Annotated in this window: 18 protein-coding genes; 8 read left to right on the top strand and 10 right to left on the bottom strand. The window is 61.4% G+C overall.

All coding sequences use genetic code 11. The annotated features are described in order from the left end of the window. Nucleotides 1-138 precede the first annotated feature (138 nt). Nucleotides 139-4821 (top strand): membrane-targeted effector domain-containing toxin, encoded by a 4683-nt coding sequence (locus tag KW846_RS25380; protein ID WP_218485926.1) that lies wholly within the window; start codon nt 139-141, stop codon nt 4819-4821. Between the two features lie 108 nt (nt 4822-4929). Here KW846_RS25380 and guaA read toward each other — a convergent pair whose 3' ends face one another. The 8 genes from guaA to KW846_RS25340 all read right to left on the bottom strand — a co-directional run bounded on the left by guaA (nt 4930) and on the right by KW846_RS25340 (nt 12265). Continuing rightward, nucleotides 4930-6507 carry a glutamine-hydrolyzing GMP synthase gene (gene guaA, locus KW846_RS25375; protein WP_007973927.1) on the bottom strand — a complete coding sequence of 526 codons (1578 nt, stop codon included), beginning with the start codon at nt 6505-6507 and terminating at the stop codon, nt 4930-4932. Between the two features lie 98 nt (nt 6508-6605). Then, on the bottom strand, nt 6606-8075 hold the full coding sequence (guaB, locus tag KW846_RS25370) for an IMP dehydrogenase (RefSeq protein ID WP_102670162.1): 1470 nt from the start codon (nt 8073-8075) through the stop codon (nt 6606-6608). A 227-nt stretch (nt 8076-8302) separates the two neighbouring features. Then, complete coding sequence (locus KW846_RS25365; protein WP_218485925.1) at nt 8303-8851, bottom strand: sugar ABC transporter ATPase; 549 nt, start codon at nt 8849-8851, stop codon at nt 8303-8305. Nucleotides 8852-9022: 171 nt separating this feature from the next. Beyond that, nucleotides 9023-10204: a formate-dependent phosphoribosylglycinamide formyltransferase gene (gene purT, locus KW846_RS25360; RefSeq protein ID WP_007982831.1), complete on the bottom strand. Its 1182-nt coding sequence runs from the start codon at nt 10202-10204 to the stop codon at nt 9023-9025. Nucleotides 10205-10281: 77 nt separating this feature from the next. Next, entirely contained in the window at nt 10282-10749 is a 468-nt protein-coding gene (locus KW846_RS25355) for a VUT family protein (protein WP_218485924.1), read from the bottom strand. Nucleotides 10750-10883: 134 nt separating this feature from the next. Then, nucleotides 10884-11099, bottom strand: a complete 216-nt coding sequence (locus KW846_RS25350; protein WP_102699097.1) for a DUF1289 domain-containing protein — start codon at nt 11097-11099, stop codon at nt 10884-10886. Then, nucleotides 11096-11620, bottom strand: a complete 525-nt coding sequence (locus KW846_RS25345; protein ID WP_102699098.1) for a gamma carbonic anhydrase family protein — start codon at nt 11618-11620, stop codon at nt 11096-11098. Before KW846_RS25345 ends, KW846_RS25350 begins: the two co-directional genes overlap by 4 nt. A gap of 45 nt (nt 11621-11665) precedes the next feature. Beyond that, nucleotides 11666-12265 carry a CoA pyrophosphatase gene (locus KW846_RS25340; protein ID WP_218485923.1) on the bottom strand — a complete coding sequence of 200 codons (600 nt, stop codon included), beginning with the start codon at nt 12263-12265 and terminating at the stop codon, nt 11666-11668. A gap of 147 nt (nt 12266-12412) precedes the next feature. On the opposite strand from KW846_RS25340, the gene KW846_RS25335 reads away from it, so the two are divergent. The 7 genes from KW846_RS25335 to nagE all read left to right on the top strand — a co-directional run bounded on the left by KW846_RS25335 (nt 12413) and on the right by nagE (nt 21154). Beyond that, nucleotides 12413-12964 carry an NUDIX hydrolase gene (locus KW846_RS25335; protein ID WP_116581918.1) on the top strand — a complete coding sequence of 184 codons (552 nt, stop codon included), beginning with the start codon at nt 12413-12415 and terminating at the stop codon, nt 12962-12964. 122 nt (nt 12965-13086) lie between these two features. Next, nucleotides 13087-13590 carry a murein L,D-transpeptidase family protein gene (locus tag KW846_RS25330; protein WP_218485922.1) on the top strand — a complete coding sequence of 168 codons (504 nt, stop codon included), beginning with the start codon at nt 13087-13089 and terminating at the stop codon, nt 13588-13590. A 285-nt stretch (nt 13591-13875) separates the two neighbouring features. Continuing rightward, entirely contained in the window at nt 13876-14607 is a 732-nt protein-coding gene (locus KW846_RS25325) for a GntR family transcriptional regulator (RefSeq protein ID WP_218485921.1), read from the top strand. A gap of 35 nt (nt 14608-14642) precedes the next feature. Then, entirely contained in the window at nt 14643-15749 is a 1107-nt protein-coding gene (gene nagA / locus KW846_RS25320) for an N-acetylglucosamine-6-phosphate deacetylase (protein WP_218485920.1), read from the top strand. Further along, on the top strand, nt 15730-16752 hold the full coding sequence (locus KW846_RS25315; protein WP_218485919.1) for an SIS domain-containing protein: 1023 nt from the start codon (nt 15730-15732) through the stop codon (nt 16750-16752). Before nagA ends, KW846_RS25315 begins: the two co-directional genes overlap by 20 nt. A gap of 129 nt (nt 16753-16881) precedes the next feature. Then, entirely contained in the window at nt 16882-19398 is a 2517-nt protein-coding gene (ptsP, locus tag KW846_RS25310) for a phosphoenolpyruvate--protein phosphotransferase (protein ID WP_218485918.1), read from the top strand. A gap of 40 nt (nt 19399-19438) precedes the next feature. Next, complete coding sequence (gene nagE / locus KW846_RS25305) at nt 19439-21154, top strand: N-acetylglucosamine-specific PTS transporter subunit IIBC (protein ID WP_218485917.1); 1716 nt, start codon at nt 19439-19441, stop codon at nt 21152-21154. Between the two features lie 127 nt (nt 21155-21281). Here nagE and KW846_RS25300 read toward each other — a convergent pair whose 3' ends face one another. Both KW846_RS25300 and purL read right to left on the bottom strand, forming a co-directional pair. Then, nucleotides 21282-21593, bottom strand: a complete 312-nt coding sequence (locus tag KW846_RS25300; RefSeq protein ID WP_218485985.1) for a YqfO family protein — start codon at nt 21591-21593, stop codon at nt 21282-21284. 5 nt (nt 21594-21598) lie between these two features. Next, the gene (purL, locus tag KW846_RS25295; RefSeq protein ID WP_218485916.1) at nt 21599-25495 is read right to left on the bottom strand and encodes a phosphoribosylformylglycinamidine synthase; all 3897 of its coding nucleotides are present in this window, start codon (nt 25493-25495) and stop codon (nt 21599-21601) included. Between the last annotated feature and the right edge of the window lie 187 nt (nt 25496-25682).

Here is a 25682-nt window from a genome sequence, read left to right as displayed (position 1 = left end):
ACGATACACCTGCAACTGCGAAACAGTAAGGGCGATACAGTGACGCACGCAGGATCACCCATGTATATAACTATGTAGTACACCTCCTCTGAACGAACGGGTCATGCTCAATACTCGTTTCTCAAGGAGTGAGACTGTATGAATCCGAATCAAAACCGGCCCCTGCCCAATGCAGCCGACAAGGCCGCCCTCAAGGCCATCGCCACCCGCATCATCAGGACCTGCCCCAGCCTGCAAGACACCGCTCATGACGTCGCCGGTAACTTGCTGAAAAAGTACGGCATCACCGGCCTCGATCCGGACCGGGTGTATTTCCACCGCTTCGACGCGTCGCAAAGCAGCTCGAAGGCCTTCTCCGGATGGGAGCATGTCAACGCCACCCCGACGTCGTCCATGACCCTGACCCAACTGGTGATCCACCGCTTCCGCGCCGCCGATCAGGACAATGCCGATCTGCTGGATGTGTATGCGGGTTTCTATACCGCTGGACCGAGCACCGGGACTTTCAATGAAACCAACGAAGTGCGCCTGCACGGCAACGACGTGCTGACGGACTTCTGGAACATCGACTTCAGCGCGGTCTACAACGAACGGCTGACGAGCTTCTGGAGCGAATCCGGCGCTGACTTCCGTACCCTGGCCAAGTGCAATTTTCTCATCAACGCCTTGCGGGCCCGCGACCGTAAAAAGCTCAGTGACGCGGACTTCAATGTCGCCGTCACGGCCGTCATGGGGCCCATCACCTGGCCGGTCAGCCTGCAGATGTTGCAAACGCAATACGCCGATACGCATGCCCAGCTACGAATGCTGGATGTGGCCGGCTACTTGTCGAACAACATTGTGCGCATCAAGGCGCCCAAAGGCCGGCAGATTCTCTACCTTCCCGGAGAGGCCGAAGCCTTCAAGGTGCTGGAAACCGAAACGGACATGCACTTCTGGGTGTTGCTGCAAATGAATGACGAGGCGCGACGCCAGGCATTCATGGCGCACTTTTCCATGGCCGATCGCCAGGACATCGCCGATAACCTCCCGGACCTGATGAACCGCTTGGTGGGCAGCTGGAGTGTGTACGACCATCAGTTGATCAATCAGGAAAACCGGGGCGTTGACGGTGACGTTTTCAGTTGGCTGCGAGACTCGACCAAGGCCGCGATGTCCGCCGAGGCCGCGCTGTCACTGACCTCCAATGGCGATCTGCGTGAAAAACTGTGGATCGGTTACCTCAGCGCCGGCGTGAAAGTGTTCGGTCCGATGGCGGTCGTCGGCTGGCCGGTCGCACTGCCGGTGATCGGCGCCAGCATCGCCAACATGGGGTTGAACATCGATCAGGCGGTCAACGGCAAAACCGCCGAGGAACGCAAGGCCGGTGTGATTGGCGCGGTGCTCAGCGGCATCGACATCTTGTTCAACCTGCTCGTTCTCAAAGGTCCCGGTTCGCTGGAAGAAGTCGGCCCCGAAATCGACGCCGCCGAGGCGAAGGAAATGGCTGAGCTGAAGGAGACAACACCACCGGCCAAAGCCCCCAAACCTGCACCGAACGAGGTGGCCGTTGAAACACCGGACAATGCCGGACCTACGGTGAAGGTGCCGGAGTCTTTCAAGATCAAGGTATCGCTCAGCGACGACACACTGGTTCACGAACCGGGCAAGTTTCAAGGCACCTATCAGCTTGCTTCCAACCCTTCGTCCGCGATAAAGCTCAACGACAGCGCGTACTACGTGCGCTATGAATCCGATATCAATGGCCGTGGCACCTGGGCCATCATCGACCCGGCCAACCCCCATGCATTCTCTGGTTCGGTCCCCGTGCGTTTGAATGCTGCTGGCACCTGGGAAATCACCCCGCGCCTGGGACTGAGGGGCGGCATGATCGTATCGCCGGTTTCCAGCGCTGGTACGACAAGCGAGCCCGTCATTGAAGAATGGGCGCGTACACCGGGCATTCATGTGCCCGGCCTCGAAGACCCGCAAATGAGGGCCTGGGCACTCGGTGGACCCGATGTGCGTAATTTGTACAGACGTTTACGGACCTTGGGCAGCATAGATGTACACAGTGAGTTGATGTCCCCTATCGACGAATTCACCGAGTCCCTGAGCGAGTTCCAGCTGGATCAGGAAGAGCCACGCAATGAACTGATCAGCGATGCAAACGCCTACTACGAGCTCAATCCCCCGCCCCCTCGCCTTCCAGTCCCTGCACGAGAGTTAAACGCATCGACCGAACTGCTCGATATCGCATTCGCGGAAAAACCGGGACTGATCGTTGGCGAGAGCCGCGGCAGTATCGGCAGTAAGCAGTTCCTGATCGAAAACATGCCCGCCCTGGCCCGCCGCGGCGTGAAGACGTTGTACTTGCAGGAACTGCTGGCCAACGTCAATCAGCTTGATCTGGACACTTTTGCCAGAACCGGTGAAATGCCCGAAGAGCTGGAGAACTACCTGAGAAAACTCGACATCAGGGCCGGCAACGATCCCGAGGGCCGATTCAACCTGCTGGCGCTGGTGAAGTCTGCCAACGCCCAGCGTGTGCGGGTGCAGGCCATCGATATGACAACGACCTACAACATCAACGAAGACTCGTTTTCCCGGCATCCGGACAGCCAAATGGCGAGGAGTTACTTTGCTAGCGAGGTCATTCAACTCAATGAAGAATTGAAGGGCCCCACCAAATGGATTGCCTTGGTCGATCAGGAACACATGACGAGTTTCAGAGGCTATCAAGGCATCAGTGAACAGACTGACACCTTGAGTGTACGAATCGAAGACGTGACACCGGGTCAGGCACTGCCCATTGGTTCCGATCCAGGATTAGCGGTGGAATATGCAGACTATCCGGGCTCGCCTGTCGAGGAGGAAGGGTCCGGTATCACTGGCTTCGACCACATCCGAGACAGCATCCAAGGCGACTGGCGTGTACAAATGCAAACCCCGTGGGCCTACCGGACGCCACAAGAGCTGCGAACGCTGTTGCCGGAACCGGGGATGTTCACCTTTCAGCGCTACAGAAGCAGCCTGTTGGTGGTCTATCGCAATGCCGAGAACCGAATGGCCGACACTGTGATCAGAATGACACCCGGTGGCAGGATCAACCTGGATACTCCGCTTGGACCGGCCTATGACTCCATGACAGTGGATAACCTGGGGGAACTGAAACAGGCACTGACAGAAAATGGCATGCAACCGATGGGTTGGCCGCCAGTGGCTGGAGAGGCCGAGGGTGCGGCATCGGTACTCGAGGAGCTTGCCCGAGTACGACCTGAAATCCAGCGGCCGAGCATACCCCAGCACTGGCAAGCCAACGAATTGCTGGAAGGGGTAACACCCGAAACAACGCCCGGGAAATTCCAGGGTATCTATCGACTCGACGGCAATCCATCGACAGCCATCATGCTCAACGATGCGGCCTGGTACGTACGCTATGAGGCCGACGCCAACGGTGTCGGCACGTGGGCCATTATCGATCCTGAAAACCCGAACGCGTTTTCAGGCTCATTGCCGGTACGCCTGAACGCTCAAGGTGAGTGGGAGCTGGCACCACGGGCCGGCCTGAAGGGTGGCGGCAACAATCTGAAAGGAATGTCGCCAGGGGTCGCTCAACCCCAGCCGCAAATCACGCTGCGCAAACCCGCCACAAAATACGACGCACCTGCCAGATACAGCCTCAGGAAGCTGGCGATGGGCAAACCGGAGACCCATGTCAAAGTCAGCCGTTTGCCCGACGGCACAATGAAAGGGATAACCACCTACGACGAATACGTCGCCGCCCCTCGTGCCGAGTTGTCACGGGACGCTCGAAGCTTCTTTGCCCGCAGCGACTTCTCCACTTCCCTGCCTACCCGCCCGGCCATCCCCGCCGTCACGCCCTCGACCACCGCCACAGAACTGGTCGAGCAGGCGCTGGATGCAGCAAATGGCCTGGTCATCGGTGAGAGTCAAGACCGCATTGCCAGTATGCGTTTTCTCATCGAGAACATGCCGACACTCGCCAGACAGGGGGTCAAAACACTGTATTTCCATCGCCTGCTCAACGATTTCAGTCAGCTGGACTTGAACACCTTCTTCAGCACCGGGGAAATGTCCGATGACCTGGAGGAAACGCTGCAACAACTGCAAAGCGACCCGTCAGGACGGTATACGCCGCTTGAAGTGGTCAGGGCTGCGCGACTCAACGGCATTCGGGTTCAGGCAACGGACTGTCTGGCGAGCTATCGCTATCCCGCCTCGTCACTTCCCGACATGCATGAGCAAGCCATAAAGAACTACCTCACCCACACGATCATGCAGGCCAACGAATCCCTCAATGGCGCAAGTAAATGGGTGGTACTGACCGATCAGGAAAACATCAATACCTTTCGCGGTATGGCCGGCATCAGTGAAATACAGGGCGGTATCGGCTTGCGTATCGAAGAAGTGTTGCCCGAAAAACGCCTGCTGATCGAGACAGACCGGGGCATCGAAGTGGGACGGGGCTTCACCACGCAACCGGACCATGTCAGTGGCGAATACGATACGTTGTACGCCGACCTGAGCCTGCAGATGCCGCTACCGCTGCTCGAGCGAACACCGGCGGAACTCAATCGGCTGTTGTTCCGGCAAGGCATGTTCACCTTCGAAAAGGTCGATGGAACCTGGACGTTGATTCATCGCGGCAGAGACCGCCATATTGCGCGAACACTGGTCGAGCTTACGGTTGACGGCAAATACCTGATCAATCGTCCGACATGGACTGATGTGCATCAGGTGCCATACGCCAGTATCGTCGAACTGTCCTGGGCCCTGAGCCGCATGGGCATGGACCTCGAAGGACGTCTGCCTCTGTAATTCGTGCCTGTTTCTGCCACGCATGCATGCAAAAAGCCCCCGGTCTCGCGACCGGGGGCTTCCTTTACCGCTATCGTTTTGAGCCCGGCTTCACAGACTCAACCACGATCACTCCCACTCAATAGTCGCCGGCGGCTTGCTCGACACGTCGTAGGTGACGCGGGAGATGCCTTCGATTTCATTGATGATGCGGCCGGATACGGTTTCCAGCAGTTCGTAAGGCAGGTGTGCCCAACGTGCGGTCATGAAGTCGATGGTTTCCACGGCACGCAGGGCCACGACCCAGGCGTAACGACGGCCATCGCCAACCACGCCAACCGATTTCACCGGCTGGAACACCACGAAGGCCTGGCTGACCTTGTGGTACCAGTCGGCCTTGCGCAGTTCTTCGATGAAGATGTGGTCGGCACGACGCAGCAGGTCGGCGTATTCCTTCTTCACTTCACCAAGGATGCGCACGCCCAGGCCCGGGCCCGGGAACGGGTGACGGTAGACCATGTCGTACGGCAGGCCCAGTTCCAAGCCCAGACGACGGACTTCGTCCTTGAACAGCTCGCGCAGTGGCTCGACCAGTTTCAGGTTCATTTCTTCCGGCAGGCCGCCCACGTTGTGGTGCGACTTGATCACGTGGGCCTTGCCGCTTTTCGCGCCAGCCGACTCGATCACGTCCGGGTAGATGGTGCCCTGGGCCAGGTACTTGATGTTGTCCAGCTTGCAGGATTCGGCATCGAACACGTCGATGAAGGTGCGGCCGATGATCTTGCGCTTCTTCTCCGGGTCGGCTTCGCCGGCCAGGTTGTTGAGGAACTGGTCTTCAGCGTTGGCGCGGATCACTTTGACGCCCATGTTCTCGGCGAACATGGCCATCACTTGCTCGCCTTCGTGCAGGCGCAGCAGGCCGTTGTCGACGAACACGCAGGTCAGCTGGTCGCCGATGGCCTTGTGCAGCAGTGCGGCAACCACGGACGAGTCGACACCGCCGGACAGGCCGAGCAGGACGTTGTCGGTGCCGACCTGAGCGCGAACCTGGGCGATGGCGTCTTCAGCGATCTTCGACGGGGTCCACAGGGCTTCACACTCGCAGATGTCGAGGATGAAGCGCGACAGGATGCGACCGCCCTGCTTGGTGTGGGTCACTTCCGGGTGAAACTGCACGCCGTAGTAGCGACGCTCGTCGCTGAACATGCCGGCGATCGGGCAGCTCGGGGTGCTGGCCAGGATGTGGAAGTCTTCCGGCATCCGGGTGACCTTGTCACCGTGGCTCATCCATACGTCGAGGCCGAACAGGCCGTCGGCGTCGATGTGGTCTTCGATGCCGTCGAGCAGGCGGCTTTTGCCGACCACGTCTACGCGGGCGTAACCGAACTCACGCAGCTCGGAACCTTCAACCTTGCCGCCCAGTTGCTCGGCCATGGTCTGCATGCCGTAGCAGATACCGAAGACCGGCACGCCCAGGTCGAAAACGGCTTGCGGGCAGCGAGGGCTGTTGGCTTCGTGAACCGACTCCGGGCCACCGGCGAGGATGACGCCTTTAGGAGCGAATTCGCGGATCGCATCTTCGTCCATGTCGAACGGGTGCAGTTCGCAGTACACGCCGATTTCACGCACGCGGCGGGCGATCAGCTGGGTGTACTGGGAACCGAAGTCGAGGATCAGGATGCGGTGAGCGTGAATGTCGAGGGCCATGATTCAGTCTCGTCTAAAAAATTCGGAAACAGTCGTGATTCAGAAACAACTCGGGGCTGAATAAAACAGCCCCGGTCGTTAACTTTTTGCTGGAAGGCTCAACCTACACGGTAGTTTGGCGCTTCCTTGGTGATCTGCACGTCGTGAACGTGGGATTCGGCCATGCCGGCGCCGGTGATCCGCACGAACTCGGGCTTGGTGCGCATCTCTTCGATGTTAGCGCTACCGGTGTAGCCCATCGAGGAGCGCAGGCCGCCCATCAACTGGTGGATGATCGCGCTCAGGGTGCCCTTGTACGGAACACGCCCTTCGATGCCTTCCGGAACGAGCTTCTCGGCGCCTGCCGAGGAGTCCTGGAAGTAACGGTCGGAGGAACCCTGGGCCTGGGACATGGCGCCCAGCGAACCCATGCCGCGATAAGCCTTGTACGAACGGCCCTGGAACAGTTCGATCTCGCCCGGCGCTTCTTCGGTACCGGCGAACATCGAGCCCATCATTACGCAGGAAGCACCGGCTACGATGGCCTTGGACAGGTCACCGGAGAAACGGATACCGCCGTCGGCGATCAACGGCACGCCAGTGCCTTCGAGGGCAGCGGCGACGTTGGCGATGGCACTGATTTGCGGTACGCCGACACCGGCGACGATACGGGTGGTGCAGATCGAGCCAGGGCCGATACCGACCTTGACCGCGTCAGCGCCGGCTTCGGCCAGGGCCTTGGCGGCAGCGCCAGTGGCGATGTTGCCGCCGATGACCTGCACTTCAGGGAAGTTCTGCTTGACCCAGCGAACGCGGTCGATCACGCCTTTGGAGTGACCGTGAGCGGTGTCGACCACCACCACGTCAACGCCGGCGGCGACCAGTGCGGCAACGCGGTCACCAGTGTCTTTACCGGTACCGACTGCAGCACCCACGCGCAGACGACCTTGATCGTCCTTGCTGGCCAGCGGGTAAGCCTTGGCTTTTTCGATGTCGTTGACGGTCATCATGCCCTTGAGGGCGAATTTGTCGTCGACGATCAGCACGCGTTCGATGCGGTGCTTGTGCAGCAGTTCACGCACATCGTTCTTGTCGGCGCCTTCCTTGACCGTGACCAGACGCTCTTTAGGCGTCATCACTTCACGGACAGTGGCTTCCAGACGGTTCTCGAAACGCACGTCACGGGAGGTGACAATGCCGACCAGGTCGCCATTGTGCAGCACCGGAACGCCGGAAATGTTGTGCATGCGGGTCAGCTCGAACAGTTCGCGCACGGTGGCGTCGGCGACGATGGTGATCGGGTCCTTGACCACACCGGCTTCGTAACGCTTGACCTTGCGCACTTCGGCAGCTTGCTGCTCGATGGTCATGTTCTTGTGGATGATGCCGATACCACCTTCCTGAGCCATGGCAATTGCCAGACGGGCTTCAGTGACGGTGTCCATGGCAGCAGAGACCAATGGAATATTCAGCTCGATGCCACGGGTAAGGCGGGTCTTGAGACTGACTTCGTTAGGAAGCACCTCGGAATAACCGGGCACTAGGAGAATGTCGTCGAATGTCAGAGCTTCTTGGCTGATACGCAGCATCGCGGGGGCTCCCGAGCGGGAAAATGGAAGCGCGCCATTATAGTCAGACACCCCCTCGGGTTCAATGTAAAACTCTGACTATTATTGGCATTACTGACATACGGGAATTAATGCCCGAATCTACGGTATTCACCACGTTCCTGTAGGAGCTGCCGAAGGCTGCGATCTTTTGACTTTGATTTTCAGAAACAAGATCAAAAGATCGCAGCCTTCGGCAGCTCCTACAGTCAGAGTTCGACTTTGACCCAGCTGACCGGTTGATCGAGCCAATCGGCGAATTCGTCGAGAAAGCTTTGCTTGAACCCGGCTTCGGCCCAGTTGTTGAAGATGAATCCGAGGTTGGAGAAGCCGCATTCCTGCAGGAACAGAAAGCCGTTGATGTCGTCTTCATGCCCGCATTCCGGGCAGGTGAAGTTATCGGTGCGCCCCGGCATCCAGTCTTCCAGGCTTTCGAACAGCGCTTCACCGACTTCCTTGCGACACTCGGCGCAGCCTGCTTCTTCAAGGAAACCCTTGGCCGGCGTATAGATGCAGCGTTTGGTAATGATCTCCAGGCCATTGACCGACTCGCCGAACGGTAAGGCTTCGGGGTGCAGGACCACTGCGCGGGCACCGTCGGCGATGGCATGGGCCATGCGATTGCCAGTACGGCCACAGGTGGTCAGCTCTTCCTGGATGATGTTCTTGCGCACCAGCCAGCGCACAACGGCCCGGGCCCGGGGCTCGTGCACCGGCAGGGTGGAGATTTTCGGGACGATGATGCTTTGGGAATTCATGGGTACAGGCCTGGAGCTTGGATGAAGGGTCTTGGGCACCCCCAAATTATAGAGACTGAACACCGAACCTGTGGGAGCGGGCTTGCTCGCGAAAGCGGTGTGTCAGATACATTAATGTTGACTGACACACCGCTTTCGCGAGCAAGCCCGCTCCCACAGAGTTACGGGGGTTTACAACTCTACGACAACCGCCTGCGAAGCACGGGTCGCCTTGGCGCGGGCGGCTTCGATCGACTCGTCGCGCGCCAGGGCCACGCCCATGCGGCGCTGGCCGTTGACTTCAGGCTTGCCGAACAGGCGCAGCGCGGTATCCGGCTCGCTCAAGGCGGCGCCCAGGTTGGCGAAAGCGGTCTGGGTCGACTGCCCTTCCACCAGGATCACCGCCGAAGCCGATGGCCCGAACTGACGGATCAACGGGATCGGCAGGCCGAGAATGGCCCGTGCATGCAGGGCAAACTGCGACAGATCCTGAGAGATCAGCGTGACCAGGCCGGTGTCGTGCGGGCGCGGCGAGACTTCGCTGAACCACACCTGATCACCCTTGATGAACAACTCGACGCCGAACAGACCACGGCCACCCAGGGCTTCGGTCACGGCTTTGGCAACACGTTCGGATTCAGCCAGGGCAATCGGGCTCATGGCCTGCGGCTGCCAGGATTCCTGGTAATCGCCCTTCTCCTGACGGTGACCGACCGGCGCGCAGAACGTAGTGCCGCCAACGTGACGCACGGTCAGCAGGGTGATTTCGTAATCGAAATCGATGAAGCCTTCGATGATCACCCGACCTTTACCGGCGCGGCCACCTTCCTGGGCGTAATCCCAGGCTTTCTGCACGTCATCGACGCTGCGCAGCAGGCTCTGGCCCTTACCCGAGGAACTCATGACCGGCTTGACCACGCACGGGAAACCGAGGTCTTCGACGGCTTTGCTGTAGTCCTCGAAGGTGTCGGCGAAGTGGTACGGCGAGGTCGGCAGGTCCAGCTCTTCAGCGGCCAGGCGACGGATGCCTTCGCGGTTCATGGTCAGTTGCGCGGCGCGGGCGGTCGGGATCACGGTGAAACCTTCAGCTTCCAACTCCACCAGGGTCGCGGTGGCGATGGCTTCGATTTCCGGGACGATGAAATGCGGCTTCTCGGCCTCGATCACGGCACGCAGGGCAGCGCCGTCAAGCATGTTGATCACGTGGCTGCGATGCGCCACCTGCATGGCCGGCGCGTTGGCGTACCGATCCACGGCAATCACCTCAACGCCCAGGCGTTGCAGCTCGATCACCACTTCCTTGCCCAACTCGCCACAGCCACACATCAATACGCGGGTCGCGGTGGGCGACAATGGAGTTCCGATACGGGTCATCTGAAGGTCCTCAAGAAGCGGATCATCGAGGGAAGCACGCTTCCCATGGGGAGAAAGCGCGGCATTTTACATGAACTTCAGCTGACGACAGCCTGTTTGCGCAGGCGCCAGGCCATGATCAGCCACACGGCGGTGACCCCGGCGAATTTCGAGCCCAGGGCGGTGAGGATCACCCCCGGTGTCAGGGCGTCGATCATGCCGAAAAAGATAAAGGTATCGAGGGGAATGCTCAGGGCCGAACTTATCCACAGGCGATCATGCAGCGGGCGCCGGGTGATGCTGAACACCAGCCAGTCGATGCACTCGGAAACCGCGAACGCCGTGGCGCTGGCCAGGGCGATGGACGGATCGGAGGTGGCGTAGGACAACACCAGCGCCACCAGCATCGCCACGAGGGCGCCATGTCCGAAGCGGGTTTGCACCATGTCGCGCAGGATAAACACCAGCCCGCCCCAAGCCGACCAGATGATGTCCAGGTGGGGGGCAGTGGAGAAGGCGAAGTTGATCAGCACGACGCTGCTGATGTAGGTGATCAGGAAGAGCATGGGAGTACCTGTCAATTTGGCGCACAGGTTACTTCGCCAAACGCAAAATCAAAAGATCGCAGCCTGCGGCAGCTCCTACAGGGGATCGCATTCCATGTAGGAGCTGCCGCAGGCTGCGATCTTTTGATCTTCAATTATCGACCAGGTGTCTTGCCAATCATCCACACCAGCCCACTGGCCTTGGCCCGCTCATGACACAACCCCAGCACCTTGCGCCGTTCGTCGTTGGTCATGCGGCTCCAGCGGGTGATTTCCTCAACCGTACGCTGGCAACCGGTGCAGATATCATCGTCATCCAGCGCACAAATGCTCACGCAGGGCGATGCCACCGGGCGTTCTGGGGTGCTCATTCCTCCTGCTCGACCAGATCGCGGGCATAACGCTGCGAGTTGTGCACATAGTGGGCAGCGCTGGCTTCCAGCATCTTGATTTGCGGTTCGGTCAATTCGCGCACCACTTTGCCGGGCGACCCCATGACCAGCGATCCGTCCGGGATCTCCTTGCCTTCGCCGATCAGCGAATTGGCGCCGATGATGCAGTTCTTGCCGATCTTCGCGCCATTGAGAATCACCGCGTTAATGCCAATCAGGCTGTTGTCGCCGACGGTGCAGCCGTGGAGCATGGCGTTGTGGCCGATGGTCACGCCGGTACCGATGGTCAGCGGATAGCCCATGTCGGTGTGCATCACGGTGCCGTCCTGGACGTTGCTGTTCTTGCCGATCAGGATCAACTCGTTGTCGCCACGCAGCACGGCGTTGAACCAGACGTTGGCGCCCTCCTCCAGCTTGACCTTGCCCACCAGCACGGCATTGGGGGCGACCCAGCTCTGTGGATGGGTTTCGACACGGGCGTCGCCCAGGCGGTATTTCATTGTTGTATTCCTCAGGGCTCGGGCAGTGCCATTCGAACGATGGCTTCAGGTATTGATAAAGCTTTTGGGAGGTTGATGCAGGCTGATTTTGGCGTCATACAGCAGGTTGATCAACTCGACGATCATGATCGCCGTCAGCCCCCAGATCTTGTATTCGCCAAAGCGATAGCTCGGCACGTACCAGCTGCGGCCCTGATAGTCGATGCGATGGGTATGTTCACGAGGGTCTTTGCGGAAGAATTCCAGAGGCACGCTGAACACCGCGGCGATCTCGGCATCGTTGGCCCGGTATTCGACAAAATCCGGGATCACCCCAACATAGGGCGTGACCATGATGCCATGCAGGCTGATCAGCGGGCTGAGCGGGCCGATCACCTCGACCAGCCCCGGCGGCAGGCCGATTTCTTCTTCGGCTTCACGCAGGGCGGTGAAAATCAGGTCAGAGTCTTCGGGGTCGCGGCGACCACCGGGGAAGGCGACTTCGCCGCCATGGGTCGACAGGCCGCTGGCACGCAGGGTCAGCACCAGTTCGGGCTTGTCACTGCGGGTGATGGGCACCAGCACTGCGGCCTCGGGAAAACGACGATCGGTCTCCAGCGTGCGTGGAGTGTGGTTACTAACCCGATGCAGTAGCTCGTCCAGCATGAGTGTTCTCGATTTGTGCCTTACCCGGCATCATGCACCAATCGCTGCGGTCGCCCAAGCCCCGCAACCGCCCCATGTCGCGAAACGACAACTTGCCGACCGGCACCGCAGCACGCCAAGATAGGCGCAGCATTCAGGAACCCCAGCATGAAATTTTGCAGCCAGTGCGGTAACCCGGTGACCCAGCGCATTCCCGAGGGCGATTCACGCCTGCGTTTTGTCTGCGACAGCTGTCAGGCCATCCACTACCAGAACCCCAATATCGTCGCCGGCTGCGTGGCGACCTGGGGCAGCAAGGTGTTGCTGTGCCGGCGAGCCATCGAGCCGCGCCGCGGCTACTGGACCCTGCCCGCCGGTTTCATGGAGAACGGTGAGACCATCGAACAGGCCGCCATTCGCGAAACCGCCGAGGAAGCCTGCGCCCGAGTGCGCAACCTGAGCATCTATACCCTGATCGATGTGCCGCACATCAGCCAGGTGCATGTGTTCTTCCGTGCCGAGCTGGCCGATCTGGATTTTTCTGCCGGCCCCGAGAGCCTGGAAGTGCAACTATTCGACGAAGCGGACATTCCTTGGGATGAGCTGGCTTTCCGCACGGTGGGCCGTACCTTAGAATGCTTCTTCGCTGACCGGCGGACCGAGATCTATCCCGTACGGTCTGAATCGATTCCGCCGCTTGCTCAGCCTGCCATTATCTGATGCCATATTGGTATCATTGGTAGCGACTGAAGAATCGTCCGAACGCGGCTTGAGCCTTCGGCAGCTCCTACATAAAACATCTATAAATGAATAGTCGCGACACCTCCTGGGGAATCGTTTCAATGCGCTGGTTGCTTGCCCTGTTCTGTTTGTCTTTCGTCGCGGTGTCCCAGGCTTCTGCCCTGGAACCCCTGGACGGCAAAGTCATCGAGAAAATCCTGGTTCTCAAGTCGTCCCATCAATTGCAATTGATCAATGACGGCAAGCCGCTCAAGACCTATCGCATTTCCCTGGGCAAGCGTCCCAGGGGGCCGAAACTGATGGAAGGCGACAAGCGCACCCCGGAAGGCCTCTACTGGGTCGACTGGCGCAAGGTCAGTGATAAATTCAACCTGGCGATGCACATTTCCTACCCGAACATCAGCGACTCGGCCCGCGCCCGCCGTGAAGGCGTCGAGCCCGGCGGCATGATCATGATCCACGGCACCCCGGACACCGAGGACACCCCGGAAGATCTGTTCCACACCCTGGACTGGACCGACGGCTGCATCGCCATGCGCAACATGGACATGCGTGAAGTCTGGAACCTGGTGCCGGACGGCACGATGATCGAGATTCGTCCGTAATTCCCCACGACCATTGGTCGGCATCAAAAAATAAAATCAAAAGATCGCAGCCTGCGGCAGCTCCTACAGGGTGAATACCATTTCGCTCTGTAGGAGCTGCCGCAGGCTGCGATCTTTGTCGTTTTAAAGCCCACCGCTAATACCACTTCAAACCACCACACCTCCAGCCGGCCACAATCAGGCAATTCTTGTAAAACACCCGCGTTGACATGGTATTCAAGTGGTATTAGTTTCGCCTCACAACCGGGCGACAACAATCCTATATCCGCATCGGACAATGCCTACATGAACGACCTACAGGCCCTGCGCCCCGACGACACTCAACCCACGCCGTTGTACCTGCAACTGGCACGCAATCTGGAAGCGGCGATCCATGCCGGCCAGTGGAAAGCCGAACAGGCCATGCCGTCGGAGCGCCATCTGAGCGAGACCCTGGGTATCTCCCGCGTCACCGCCCGCAAGGCGCTGGAAGTGTTGTTCGAACAAGGCCTGATCCGCCGTAACCAGGGCTCCGGCACCTTCATCACGCCGCGCCTCGAACAACCGCTATCGCGACTGTCCGGCTTCAGTGAAATGCTCCGCCTCAAGGGTTTCGTGCCAGGTTCGCAATGGCTGGAGCGAGAAATCACCCTGCCGACCCACGAAGAGCTGATCCGCCTCGGCCTTTCGCCCAACGACAAGGTCGCGCGGCTCAAACGCCTGCGCAAGGCCGACGACACCGTGATGGCCATCGAGATGAGCACCCTGCCCGCCTCGATCATTCCCAAGCCGCAATCAGTGGGTGATTCCCTCTACGAATTCCTCGACGGCATCGGCAAGCCGGTGGTGCGCGCCTTGCAGCATATCCAGGCGATCAACGCCTCGGAAGAGTTCGCCGCGCTGGTCGGCATCGCCCCCGGCACCGCCATGCTGCTGATGACCCGGGTCGGCTACCTGGAAGACAACACGCCCATCGAAGTCACCGACACCTATTGCCGCAACGACTACTACGACTTTGTGGCCGAACTGCGTCGCTGACAAAACAGCCGGTCGCTAAAAACCGAGATCCCGACATGTCCGAAGACAACATCCTCACCGCCCGCGGCTGGGTTCGCGGCCGACTGGTCCACGCCCACGGCAAGGTCGTGTCCATCGAAGGCGTCCCTTGCGATCCGGCGGACAACGACCTGCCTTATCTGCTGCCGGGTTTCATCGACCTGCACGTTCACGGCGGTGGCGGCAAAGACATCATGGAAGGCAGGCCCGCCTTCAAAACCATCACCCGCACCCACGTGCGCTTCGGTACCACGTCGCTGCTGGCCACCACCATGACGGCGCCGAGCGAAGAGATCGCCAGCGTGCTCGAAGCCGTCGGCGAATTCTGTGAGCAGCGGCCACAAGGTTGCGCGCGGGTGCTCGGCGTGCACCTCGAAGGCCCCTACATCAACCCCGGCAAGCTCGGCGCGCAACCCAACTTCGCCCATACTGCATTGATGGCCGAGGTCGAAGCGTACCTTGCACTGGCGCCGATCCGGGTGATCACCATTGCCCCGGAAATCGCCGGTCACGATGCCTTGATCCGCGACCTCAGCCGCCGCGGCATCCGCATGCAGATCGGCCACACCCTGGGCAGTTACGAGGAAGGCGTCGCGGCGCTGGAGGCCGGCGCCAGCAGCTTCACCCATCTCTACAACGCCATGAGCCCGCTGCATCACCGCGAGCCGGGGATCGTCGGCGCGGCACTGGCCCACGCCAAATACGCCGAACTGATTCCGGACCTGCTGCACGTGCACCCCGGCGCCATCCGCGTCGCCCTGCGCTCGATCCCGTGCCTGTACTGCGTCACCGACTCGACCGCCGCCGCCGGTATGCCCGACGGCGAGTACAAACTCGGCAGCCACACCGTGACCAAGTGCCTGGGCGGCGTGCGCCTGCCCGACGGCACCCTGGCCGGCAGCACCCTGACCATGGATCAGGCGTTGCGCAACCTGGTGAAAATCGGCCTGCCCATCGCAGAAGCCTCCCAGCGCCTGTCGCAATTCCCCGCCGACTACCTCGGCCTCACCGAACGCGGGCGCCTGCAACCGGGGGCCTGGGCCGACTGCGTGCGGCTGGATCGCTCACTAAAACTGACCGCCGTCATGGTCGAAGGAGAAGACATTGACTTCAAAAATGCTTGAAGAGGCGCTGTCCTCGTTCGAGGCCGTGCAAGCCCAACTGCAGCAACTCGACCCGCAGATGATCGAGATCGCCGGACGCCTGCGTCGTCAGCCCCCGCAAGTGGCCATGACCGTGGCGCGCGGCAGCTCCGACCACGCCGCCAGTTACTTCGCCTACCTGACCATGCAGCTGCTGGGCATCCCGGTGGCGTCGTTGCCGATGTCGGTGGTGACCATGCAGCAGGCGCCGCTGAAGGTTAGCGGCCAGGTGGCATTCGCCTTCTCGCAATCGGGGCAAAGCCCGGACCTGGTCAACAGCCTGCGCCTGTTGCGCAAGCGCGGCGCCTTGAGCATTTCGCTGGTCAATGCCGAAGACTCGCCGCTGGAAGCCGCCTGTGAGTTCAGCCTGCCGCTGTGTGCCGGCACTGAAAGCAGCGTCGCCGCGACCAAGAGTTTCATCGCCACCCTGAGCGCCAGCGCGCGGTTGATCGGGCACTGGAAGGAAGACGCCGAACTGCTCGAGGCCGGTTTGGCCTTGCCCGACGGCCTGCGCAATGCCTCGCAGCAGGACTGGAGCCCGGCCATCGAGGCCTTGCGCGATTGCCAGCGGCTGATGGTGATCGGCCGGGGCGCCGGTTTCGCCATCGCCCAGGAAGCAGCGCTCAAATTCAAAGAGACCTCGGCGATCCAGGCCGAAGCCTTCAGCAGCGCCGAAGTCCGTCACGGCCCGATGGCCCTGATCGGCGACAACTACCCGCTGCTGGTGTTTGCCCCACGGGGCGCCGAACAGGCCGGTCTGTTGAGCCTGGCCGCCGACATGCGCCAGCGCGGCGCCCGTGTCCTGCTGGCCGCACCGGATGACGTGCTCGAGCGCGACCTGACCCTGACCCGCGCCGAACACCCGGCCCTCGACCCGATCCTGGCGATCCAGAGTTTCTACGTGATGGCCGCCGGCCTGGCCGTGGCCCGCGGCATGGACCCGGACCAGCCGCGGCACTTGAGCAAAGTCACCCGCACCCACTGATGACCGGCGCCCCCTGTGTAGGAGCTGCCGCAGGCTGCGATCTTTTGATTTTGAAGATCAACAGATCGCAGCCTGCGGCAGCTCCTACACAAGCGTGCGAAGCGAACCTTTATTTGATGAGACCGAGCCATGCATAACAACAATAAAGAGCTGACTTTAAGCGCCCCGCTCAGCGGCCCGGTGCTCACGCTCGCCAAAGTCCCGGATCCAGTGTTTGCCAGCGGCGCCATGGGCGACGGCATCGCCATCGATCCGCTCAACGACACGCTCCACGCCCCCTGCGCGGGTGTGGTGGTGCATGTCGCGCGCACCGGTCACGCGCTAACCTTGCGTGCCGACAACGGCGCGGAATTGCTCCTGCACCTGGGCCTCGACACGGTCGAGTTGCAGGGCCAGGGCTTCTCGATGCTGGTCAAGGAAGGCGCGCGCGTCGCCAATGGCCAACCCCTGCTGCGCTACGACCTGGACAAGGTCGCACAACAGTGCAAAAGCCTGGTCAGCCTGCTGATCCTCACCAACAGCCAGGACTTTCAGGCGCGACCCATCACCCTCAAATCGGTGAAAGTCGGTGAGCCGCTGCTGCACATCATTCGTCGACAGACATCGACCGCAGAGGTCGATGTCGAGTTCGCCGGCGCAGAGATTGTCGGCCACGTACGCATTGCTCACCGTGGCGGCCTGCACGCGCGGCCGGCGGCGTTGATCCGTCAGACCGCACAAGGTTTCAAAAGCAAATCGCAGCTGCACTTCGCCGGCAAGTCGGCCACCTGCGACAGCCTGATCGGCCTGATGGGGCTGGCCATCGGCGAGCAGGCAGAAGTCCAGGTCAGTTGCCAGGGCCCGGACGCCGAAGCCGCATTGCAAGCCTTGCTCACCGCGTTATCCACAGCCCTGGCCGAAGACAGTCACGCCGCCGCGCCACCGACGATCGCCCAACGCAATCGCCCCGTCGAAGCCGGTGTGTTGCACGGCGTCTGTGCTGCGCCGGGCCTGGTCGGCGGGCCGCTGTTTCGCCTGAATGCGATCAGCCTGCCAGTGGACGCCGGCGATCATGATCCGCAACAGCAACGCCAGGTTCTGGACGCGGCACTGAGCCAGGTGCGCAGCGAAATCGACCACACCCTGGCCCAGGCAAAAAAACACAAGGACAGCGCTGAAGAGGCCATTTTCGCCGCGCACCTGGCGCTGCTCGAAGATCCGGCCTTGCTCGACACTGCCAATCAATCCGTCGACCAGGGCACGGCCGCGACCCACGCATGGAGCCAGACCATCGACGCGCAATGCGAAATGCTCCAGCAAACCGGCAGCACATTGCTCGCCGAACGCGCCAACGACCTGCGCGACCTCAAGCAACGGGTGCTGCGCGTATTGCTCGGCGATACCTGGCATTACGACGTGCCGGCCGGCGCCATCGTCGCGGCCCATGAACTGACGCCTTCCGATTTGCTGCAACTGAGCCAGCAAGGCGTCGCCGGGCTGTGCATGGCCGAGGGCGGTGCGACCTCCCACGTAGCGATTCTGGCCCGGGGCAAAGGCCTGCCGTGCATGGTCGCACTGGGCTCGACGCTGCTCGATCAGCGACAGGGGCAACCGGTGGTGCTGGACGCCGACGGCGGCCGCCTCGAACTGATACCCGGCACACAGCGCCTGGCCGAGGTGCGCCAGCTGCTACAGCAACAGCAACAACGCCGGGCCGAACAACAGGCCCAGGCGCACACACCGGCGCTGACCACCGATGGCCTGCACATCGAAGTCGCCGCCAACGTGGCGTCCAGCACGGAAGCGGCAGACGCATTGGCCAATGGCGCCGACGGCGTCGGTTTGCTGCGCACCGAATTTCTCTTCGTCGACCGCCACACCGCCCCGGACGAACAGGAACAACATCACGCCTATCAAGCCGTGCTCGATGCCATGGGCGACAAGTCAGTGATCATCCGTACCATCGACGTCGGTGGCGACAAACAACTCGACTACCTGCCACTGCCCGCCGAGGCCAACCCGGTGCTCGGCCTGCGCGGCATTCGCCTGGCCCAGGTCCGCCCGGAACTGCTCGACCAGCAACTTCGCGCGCTGCTGCACCTGAGCCCGTTGTCACGCTGCCGGATCCTGCTGCCGATGATCACTGAGGTCGATGAACTGCTGCACATCCGCCAGCGCCTCGACGCCTTGTGTACCGAACTGGGTCTGGCGCAGCGCCCGGAGCTGGGGGTGATGATTGAAGTGCCGGCCGCCGCGCTGCTGGCCGAGCAACTGGCCGAACACGCGGACTTCCTGTCCATCGGCACCAATGACCTGTCGCAATACACCCTGGCCATGGACCGCGACCATGCCGGGCTCGCCGCGCGCGTCGATGCGCTGCACCCGGCCCTGCTGCGGTTGATCGCACAGACCTGCGCCGGTGCGGCGCAGCACAAGCGTTGGGTCGGTGTCTGCGGTGCACTGGCGTCCGATCCGCTGGCCACGCCGGTGTTGATCGGCCTGGGGGTCAGCGAGCTGTCGGTGAGCCCGGTACAGATCGGAGAAATCAAGGACCGCGTGCGTCATCTCGACGCCAGCGAATGCCGGCGCATCAGCCAGGGCCTGCTCAAGCTGAGCAGCGCCAGCGCCGTGCGTCATGCCTGCCACCAGCACTGGCCTCTGAGCTAGCTCTTTACAAAAGAAGAACAAAAATCCAGGGAGATCCGTCATGTACCAACTTTTCATTGAAGGCCTGCAACGCCTCGGCCGTGCGCTGATGCTGCCGATCGCGATCCTGCCGATTGCCGGCCTGCTGCTGCGCCTGGGTGACACCGACCTGCTGAACATCGCGATCATCCATGACGCCGGCCAGGTGATCTTTGCCAACCTGGCGATGATCTTCGCCATCGGCATCGCGGTCGGTTTCGCCAAGGACAACAACGGTACGGCGGGACTTGCCGGGGTGATCGGTTACCTGGTGATGATCGCCACCCTCAAGGTGCTCGACCCGAGCATCAACATGGGCATGCTCGCCGGGATCGTCAGCGGCCTGATGGCCGGCGCGCTGTACAACCGCTTCAAGGACATCAAGCTGCCGGAATACCTGGCGTTCTTCGGTGGCCGACGATTCGTGCCGATTGTCACCGGGTTCGCCGCCGTGGGCCTGGGCGTGGTGTTCGGCTATATCTGGCCGCCGATCCAGCACGGCATCAACAGCTTCGGCACGCTGATGATGGAGAGTGGCAGCATTGGTGCGTTCGTCTTCGGCGTGTTCAACCGCTTGCTGATCGTCACCGGCCTGCACCATATCCTCAATAACATGGCGTGGTTCGTGTTCGGCAATTTCACCGACCCCACCACCGGTGCGCTAGTCACCGGCGACCTGTCGCGCTACTTCGCCGGCGACCCGAAAGGTGGCCAGTTCATGACCGGCATGTTCCCGGTGATGATCTTCGGCCTGCCCGCCGCGTGCCTGGCGATGTACCGCAACGCCCTGCCGGAACGGCGCAAGGTGATGGGCGGGATTTTCCTGTCGATGGCCCTGACCGCGTTCCTGACCGGCGTGACCGAGCCGATCGAGTTCGCCTTCATGTTCCTCGCGCCGCTGCTGTTTCTGCTGCATGCGTTGCTGACCGGCCTGTCGATGGCCATCACCAATGCGCTGAACATTCACCTGGGCTTCACGTTCTCCGGTGGCTTCATCGACATGGTGCTGGGCTGGGGCAAGTCCACCAACGGCTGGCTGGTGTTCCCGGTGGGCCTGGCGTATGCCGTGATCTATTACGTGGTGTTCGATTACTGCATCCGCCGTTTCGACCTGAAGACACCGGGACGCGAAACCAGCGCTGCCGCCCCGCAGGCAGCGCTGGCCGACAATGAACGCGCCGGGGCTTACATCAAGGCCTTGGGCGGCGCGGAGAACCTGATCACCGTCGGCGCCTGCACCACGCGGTTGCGCCTGGACATGGTGGATCGCAACAAGGCCTCGGATACCGACCTGAAGGCGCTCGGCGCCATGGCCGTGGTGCGTCCGGGCAAGGGCGGGAGTTTGCAGGTAGTGGTGGGGCCGATGGCCGATGCGATTGCCGACGAAATTCGCCTGGCGATGCCGGCGCTGGGGCGTGCCATGGTGTCGTCGCCAGCAGCAGAAATCGACGCGCCTCCACCCGCCGCCGTGGCAACACCCGAGGCGCAGCAATGGCTCAATGCGCTGGGAGGTGGCGACAATGTGCTGCAACTCGACTGCATCGCCATGACGCGCATCCGCCTGCAACTGGCCAATGGCAAGGCGTTGTCGGAGTGTGATTTGAAAGCGCTGGGTTGCCAGGGTGTGAGTCAGCTGGAGGGCGGGATCTGGCACCTGTTGATCGGCGACAAAGCGCCGAGTTTGAGTGATGCGCTGGAAGCGCTGGTCAATCGCAGCGAGGTCAGTGCCAAGGTTTAATCGACGACGTACACATTGTAGGAGCTGCCGAAGGCTGCGATCTTTTGATTCTGTTTTTAAGATCAAAATCAAAAGATCGCAGCCTTCGGCAGCTCCTACAGTGTTTTTTCATTTCGGCAGTGGGGGATCAGAAACCCTCCAGCCGCCACACTTCATAAGCCGGTGTCTCGTAGGGGTGGCTCTGTTTCAGAGCCGCCACCACCGAGCGAATCAACTCATCAGCCACTACCAGCTCGACCTTCCATTCCTCAACCTGTTCGACCTGCCCTGTCTCGCCAATGAACGGCTGACTGCCGTCCAGTGGACGAAACTGGCCCAGACCCAACACTTGCCATGCACAGTGGTCGTAAGCACCGATCCGTCCGCCACCGGCGGCGAATACGGCACTTTTGACCATGTCGACATGACTGTCGGGAACAAAGAAGCTGAGCTTGTACACGGCGCTTAGTTCACCCACACGCGAGCATTACGGAACATGCGCATCAACGGTGCATCTTCGTTCCAGTCATCCGAGCGCCACGAGTTCTGCACGGCGCGGAACACACGCTCCGGGTGCGGCATCATGATGGTCACGCGGCCGTCGCGGCTGGTCAAACCGGTGATCCCGCGCGGCGAGCCGTTCGGGTTGGCCGGGTAGCTTTCGGTGACCTTGCCGTGGTTGTCGACGAAACGCATCGCCACACAACCGGACAGATCGGCTTCAAGCAGTGCTTCTTCGCTGGCGAACTCGGCATGACCTTCGCCGTGGGCGATGGCGATAGGCATGCGCGAACCGGCCATGCCCTGCAGGAAGATCGAGTTCGACTCCTGGATCTGCACCATGGCAACACGGGCTTCGAACTGCTCGGAACGGTTACGCACGAAGTGCGGCCAGAACTCGCTGCCCGGGATCAGCTCGTGCAGGTTGGACATCATCTGGCAACCGTTGCACACGCCGAGGGTGAAGCTGTCGCTGCGCTCGAAGAAGCCCTGGAACGCATCGCGGGCGCGGCTGTTGAACAGCGCGGATTTCGCCCAGCCTTCACCGGCACCCAATACGTCGCCGTAGGAGAAGCCACCGCAAGCGACCATGCCCTTGAACTCGTTCAGGTCGACACGGCCGGCCAGGATATCGCTCATGTGCACGTCGATCGCGTTGAAACCGGCGCGGTCGAACGCCGCCGCCATTTCCACCTGACCGTTGACGCCCTGCTCGCGCAGCACGGCAACCTGTGGGCGGATGCCTTTCTTGATGTAAGGCGCGGCGATGTCCTGGTTGATGTCGTAGCTCAGCTTGACGCTCAGGCCCGGGTTGTCTTCTTCCAGCAGCACGTCGAACTCTTGCTCGGCGCAGTCGGCGTTGTCACGCAGGCGCTGGATCTGGTAGCTGGTCTCGGCCCACTGGCGTTGCAGCAGACGACGCTGGCCTTCGAACACGGTGTCACCGTTGAAGGTGATGCTGATCTCGCCGTTGTTCATCGGCTGACCGATCACCGACACGCAATCACCCAAACCGGCAGCGCTGAACTGCGCGAGGATGTCCGGGGTGGCGTCCTGGCGAACCTGGATCACGGCACCCAGTTCTTCGTTGAACAGGATGGCGGCGATGTCGGCGGAGGTTTCTGCCAGACCGTCGAGGTTCAGGCTCAGGCCGCAGTGACCGGCGAACGCCATCTCGACGACGGAGGTCAGCAGACCACCATCGGAACGGTCGTGGTAAGCCAGCAGGTGACCGTCGGCGTTGAGGCCTTGGATCACGGCGAAGAACGCTTTGAGGTCCTCGGCGTCGTCGACGTCCGGCGCCTGCTTGCCGAGCTTGCCGTGGACCTGCGCGAGGATCGAGGCGCCCATGCGGTTCTGGCCGCGGCCCAGGTCGATCAGGATCAGGTCGGTGGTGCCCTTGTCCATGCGCAGTTGCGGGGTCAGGGTCTGACGGATGTCAGTCACTGGCGCGAAACCGGTCACGATCAGGGACATCGGCGACGTGACGGACTTGTCCACGCCTTCATCGTTCCAGCGCGTGGCCATGGACATCGAGTCCTTGCCCACCGGAATGGTGATGCCCAGCTCAGGGCACAGTTCCATGCCGACCGCTTTCACGGTGTCGTACAGACGCGCGTCTTCGCCCGGGTGACCGGCAGCGGACATCCAGTTCGCCGAGAGCTTGATGTCGGAGATCTTGCCGATGCGCGAGGCCGCGATGTTGGTCAGGGTTTCGCCGATGGCCATGCGGCCCGACGCCGGAGCGTCCAGCAGTGCCAGCGGAGTCCGCTCGCCCATGGCCATGGCTTCACCGGTGTAGACGTCGAAGCTGGTGGCGGTGACGGCAACGTCGGCCACCGGAACCTGCCACGGTCCGACCATCTGGTCACGGGCCACGAGGCCGGTGATGGTGCGGTCGCCGATGGTGATCAGGAAGCTCTTGCTGGCCACGGCCGGGTGATGCAGGACGCGCTCGACGCAGTCGGCAATGTTCAGGTTCGACGGATCGAAGTCGTCGCCCAGCTCGGCTTCACGCACCACCGAACGGTGCATGCGCGGCGCCTTGCCCAGCAACACTTCCAGTGGCATGTCCACCGGGCTGTTGCCGAAGTGGCTGTCGGTGACGGTCAGCTGCGGCTCGGCAGTGGCTTCGCCGACCACGGCAAACGGGCAACGCTCACGTTCGCAGATCGCTTTGAAACGCTCGAAGTCAGCCGGGCCGACCGCCAGAACGTAGCGTTCCTGGGATTCGTTGGACCAGATTTCGTGCGGGGCCATGCCCGGCTCGTCGTTCGGAATGTTGCGCAGTTCGAAACGGCCACCGCGGTCGCCGTCGTTCACCAGTTCCGGGAAGGCGTTGGACAGACCGCCCGCACCCACGTCGTGGATGAAGCTGATCGGGTTCTTTTCGCCCAGTTGCCAGCAACGGTCGATGACTTCCTGGCAGCGGCGTTCCATTTCCGGGTTTTCGCGCTGAACCGAAGCGAAGTCCAGGTCTGCCGAGCTGGTGCCGGTGGCCATGGAGGAAGCCGCGCCGCCGCCCAGGCCGATCAGCATCGCCGGGCCGCCGAGCACGATCAGCTTGGAGCCAACGACGATTTCACCTTTCTTGACGTGTTCTTCGCGGATGTTGCCCATGCCGCCTGCCAGCATGATCGGCTTGTGGTAGCCGCGAACTTCGTCACCGTGCGGGGTGGTGATCGACTGTTCGAAGGTACGGAAGTAGCCGGTCAGCGCTGGACGGCCGAATTCGTTGTTGAACGCGGCGCCGCCCAATGGGCCTTCGATCATGATGTCCAGCGCGGTAACGATGCGCTCAGGCTTGCCGTACGGCACTTCCCATGGCTGTTCGAAGCCCGGGATCTGCAAGTTGGACACGGTGAAACCGGTCAGGCCGGCCTTTGGTTTGGCGCCACGACCCGTCGCGCCTTCGTCGCGGATCTCGCCACCGGAACCGGTGGATGCGCCCGGGAACGGGGCAATCGCGGTCGGGTGGTTGTGGGTCTCGACCTTCATCAGGATGTGCACCGGTTCCTGCACCGCGCCGTACTGACGGGTTTCAGGGTCCGGGAAGAAACGACCGGCCACGGAGCCGACGATCACCGAAGCGTTGTCCTTATAAGCCGACAGGACACCTTCGTTGTGCATCTGGTAGGTGTTCTTGATCATGCCAAACAGGCTTTTTTCCTGGCTCTCTCCGTCAATGTCCCAACTGGCGTTGAAGATCTTGTGACGGCAGTGCTCGGAGTTCGCCTGGGCGAACATCATCAGTTCGATGTCATGCGGGTTGCGCTTCAAGCCGACGAAGGCGTTGACCAGGTAGTCGATCTCGTCTTCGGCCAGGGCCAGGCCCAGCTCGGTGTTGGCTTTTTCCAGCGCGGCGCGGCCGCCACCCAGCACGTCGATGGCGGTCAGGGGTTTCGGTTCGGCGTGGCTGAACAGGCCGGCAGCCTGTTCGAGGTTGCCCAGCACGATCTGGGTCATGCGGTCGTGCAGACCGTCAGCGATCAACCGGGCTTCAGCGTCGCTGAACTGGCCGGCCACGTAGAACGCGATGCCGCGCTCCAGGCGCTGGATTTTCGCCAGGCCGCAGTTGCGGGCGATGTCGCTGGCCTTGCTCGACCACGGCGAGATGGTGCCGAAACGCGGCAGCACCAGAAACAGACGACCGGTCGGTTCTTGTACCGGAACGCTTGGACCGTACTTCAGAAGGCGCGCGAGCACCTGCTGTTCGTCGCCGGTCAGGACGCCGGTAACTTCGGCGAAGTGAGCGAATTCAGCATACAGGCCGCTGACAGCCGGAACCTTCTGGCTCAGTTGCTCAAGGAGCTTGCTGTGGCGAAAGGCGGAAAGGGCAGGAGCGCCGCGCAGGATCAACATCTTCGGGACAGCCTCGGGAAGGGGTGTGCTTTGAGGCCGTGCATTCTAGCCTAAACAGCCCGCGACATCACCCGAAACGCTACGCACGGTTGCACTCGGGTATCGATCTGTGTTTCTGCCCCGAAAGTCAGGTTAACCTGGCGTGTGACGACAGCTTATTTTCACTGTAACAAAACGCAGAAAAGCC

This window comes from Pseudomonas sp. PDM32, assembly GCF_019219225.1.
Taxonomy (GTDB): domain Bacteria; phylum Pseudomonadota; class Gammaproteobacteria; order Pseudomonadales; family Pseudomonadaceae; genus Aquipseudomonas; species Aquipseudomonas laurylsulfatiphila.
This window is presented reverse-complemented; position numbering and strand designations above follow the sequence as displayed.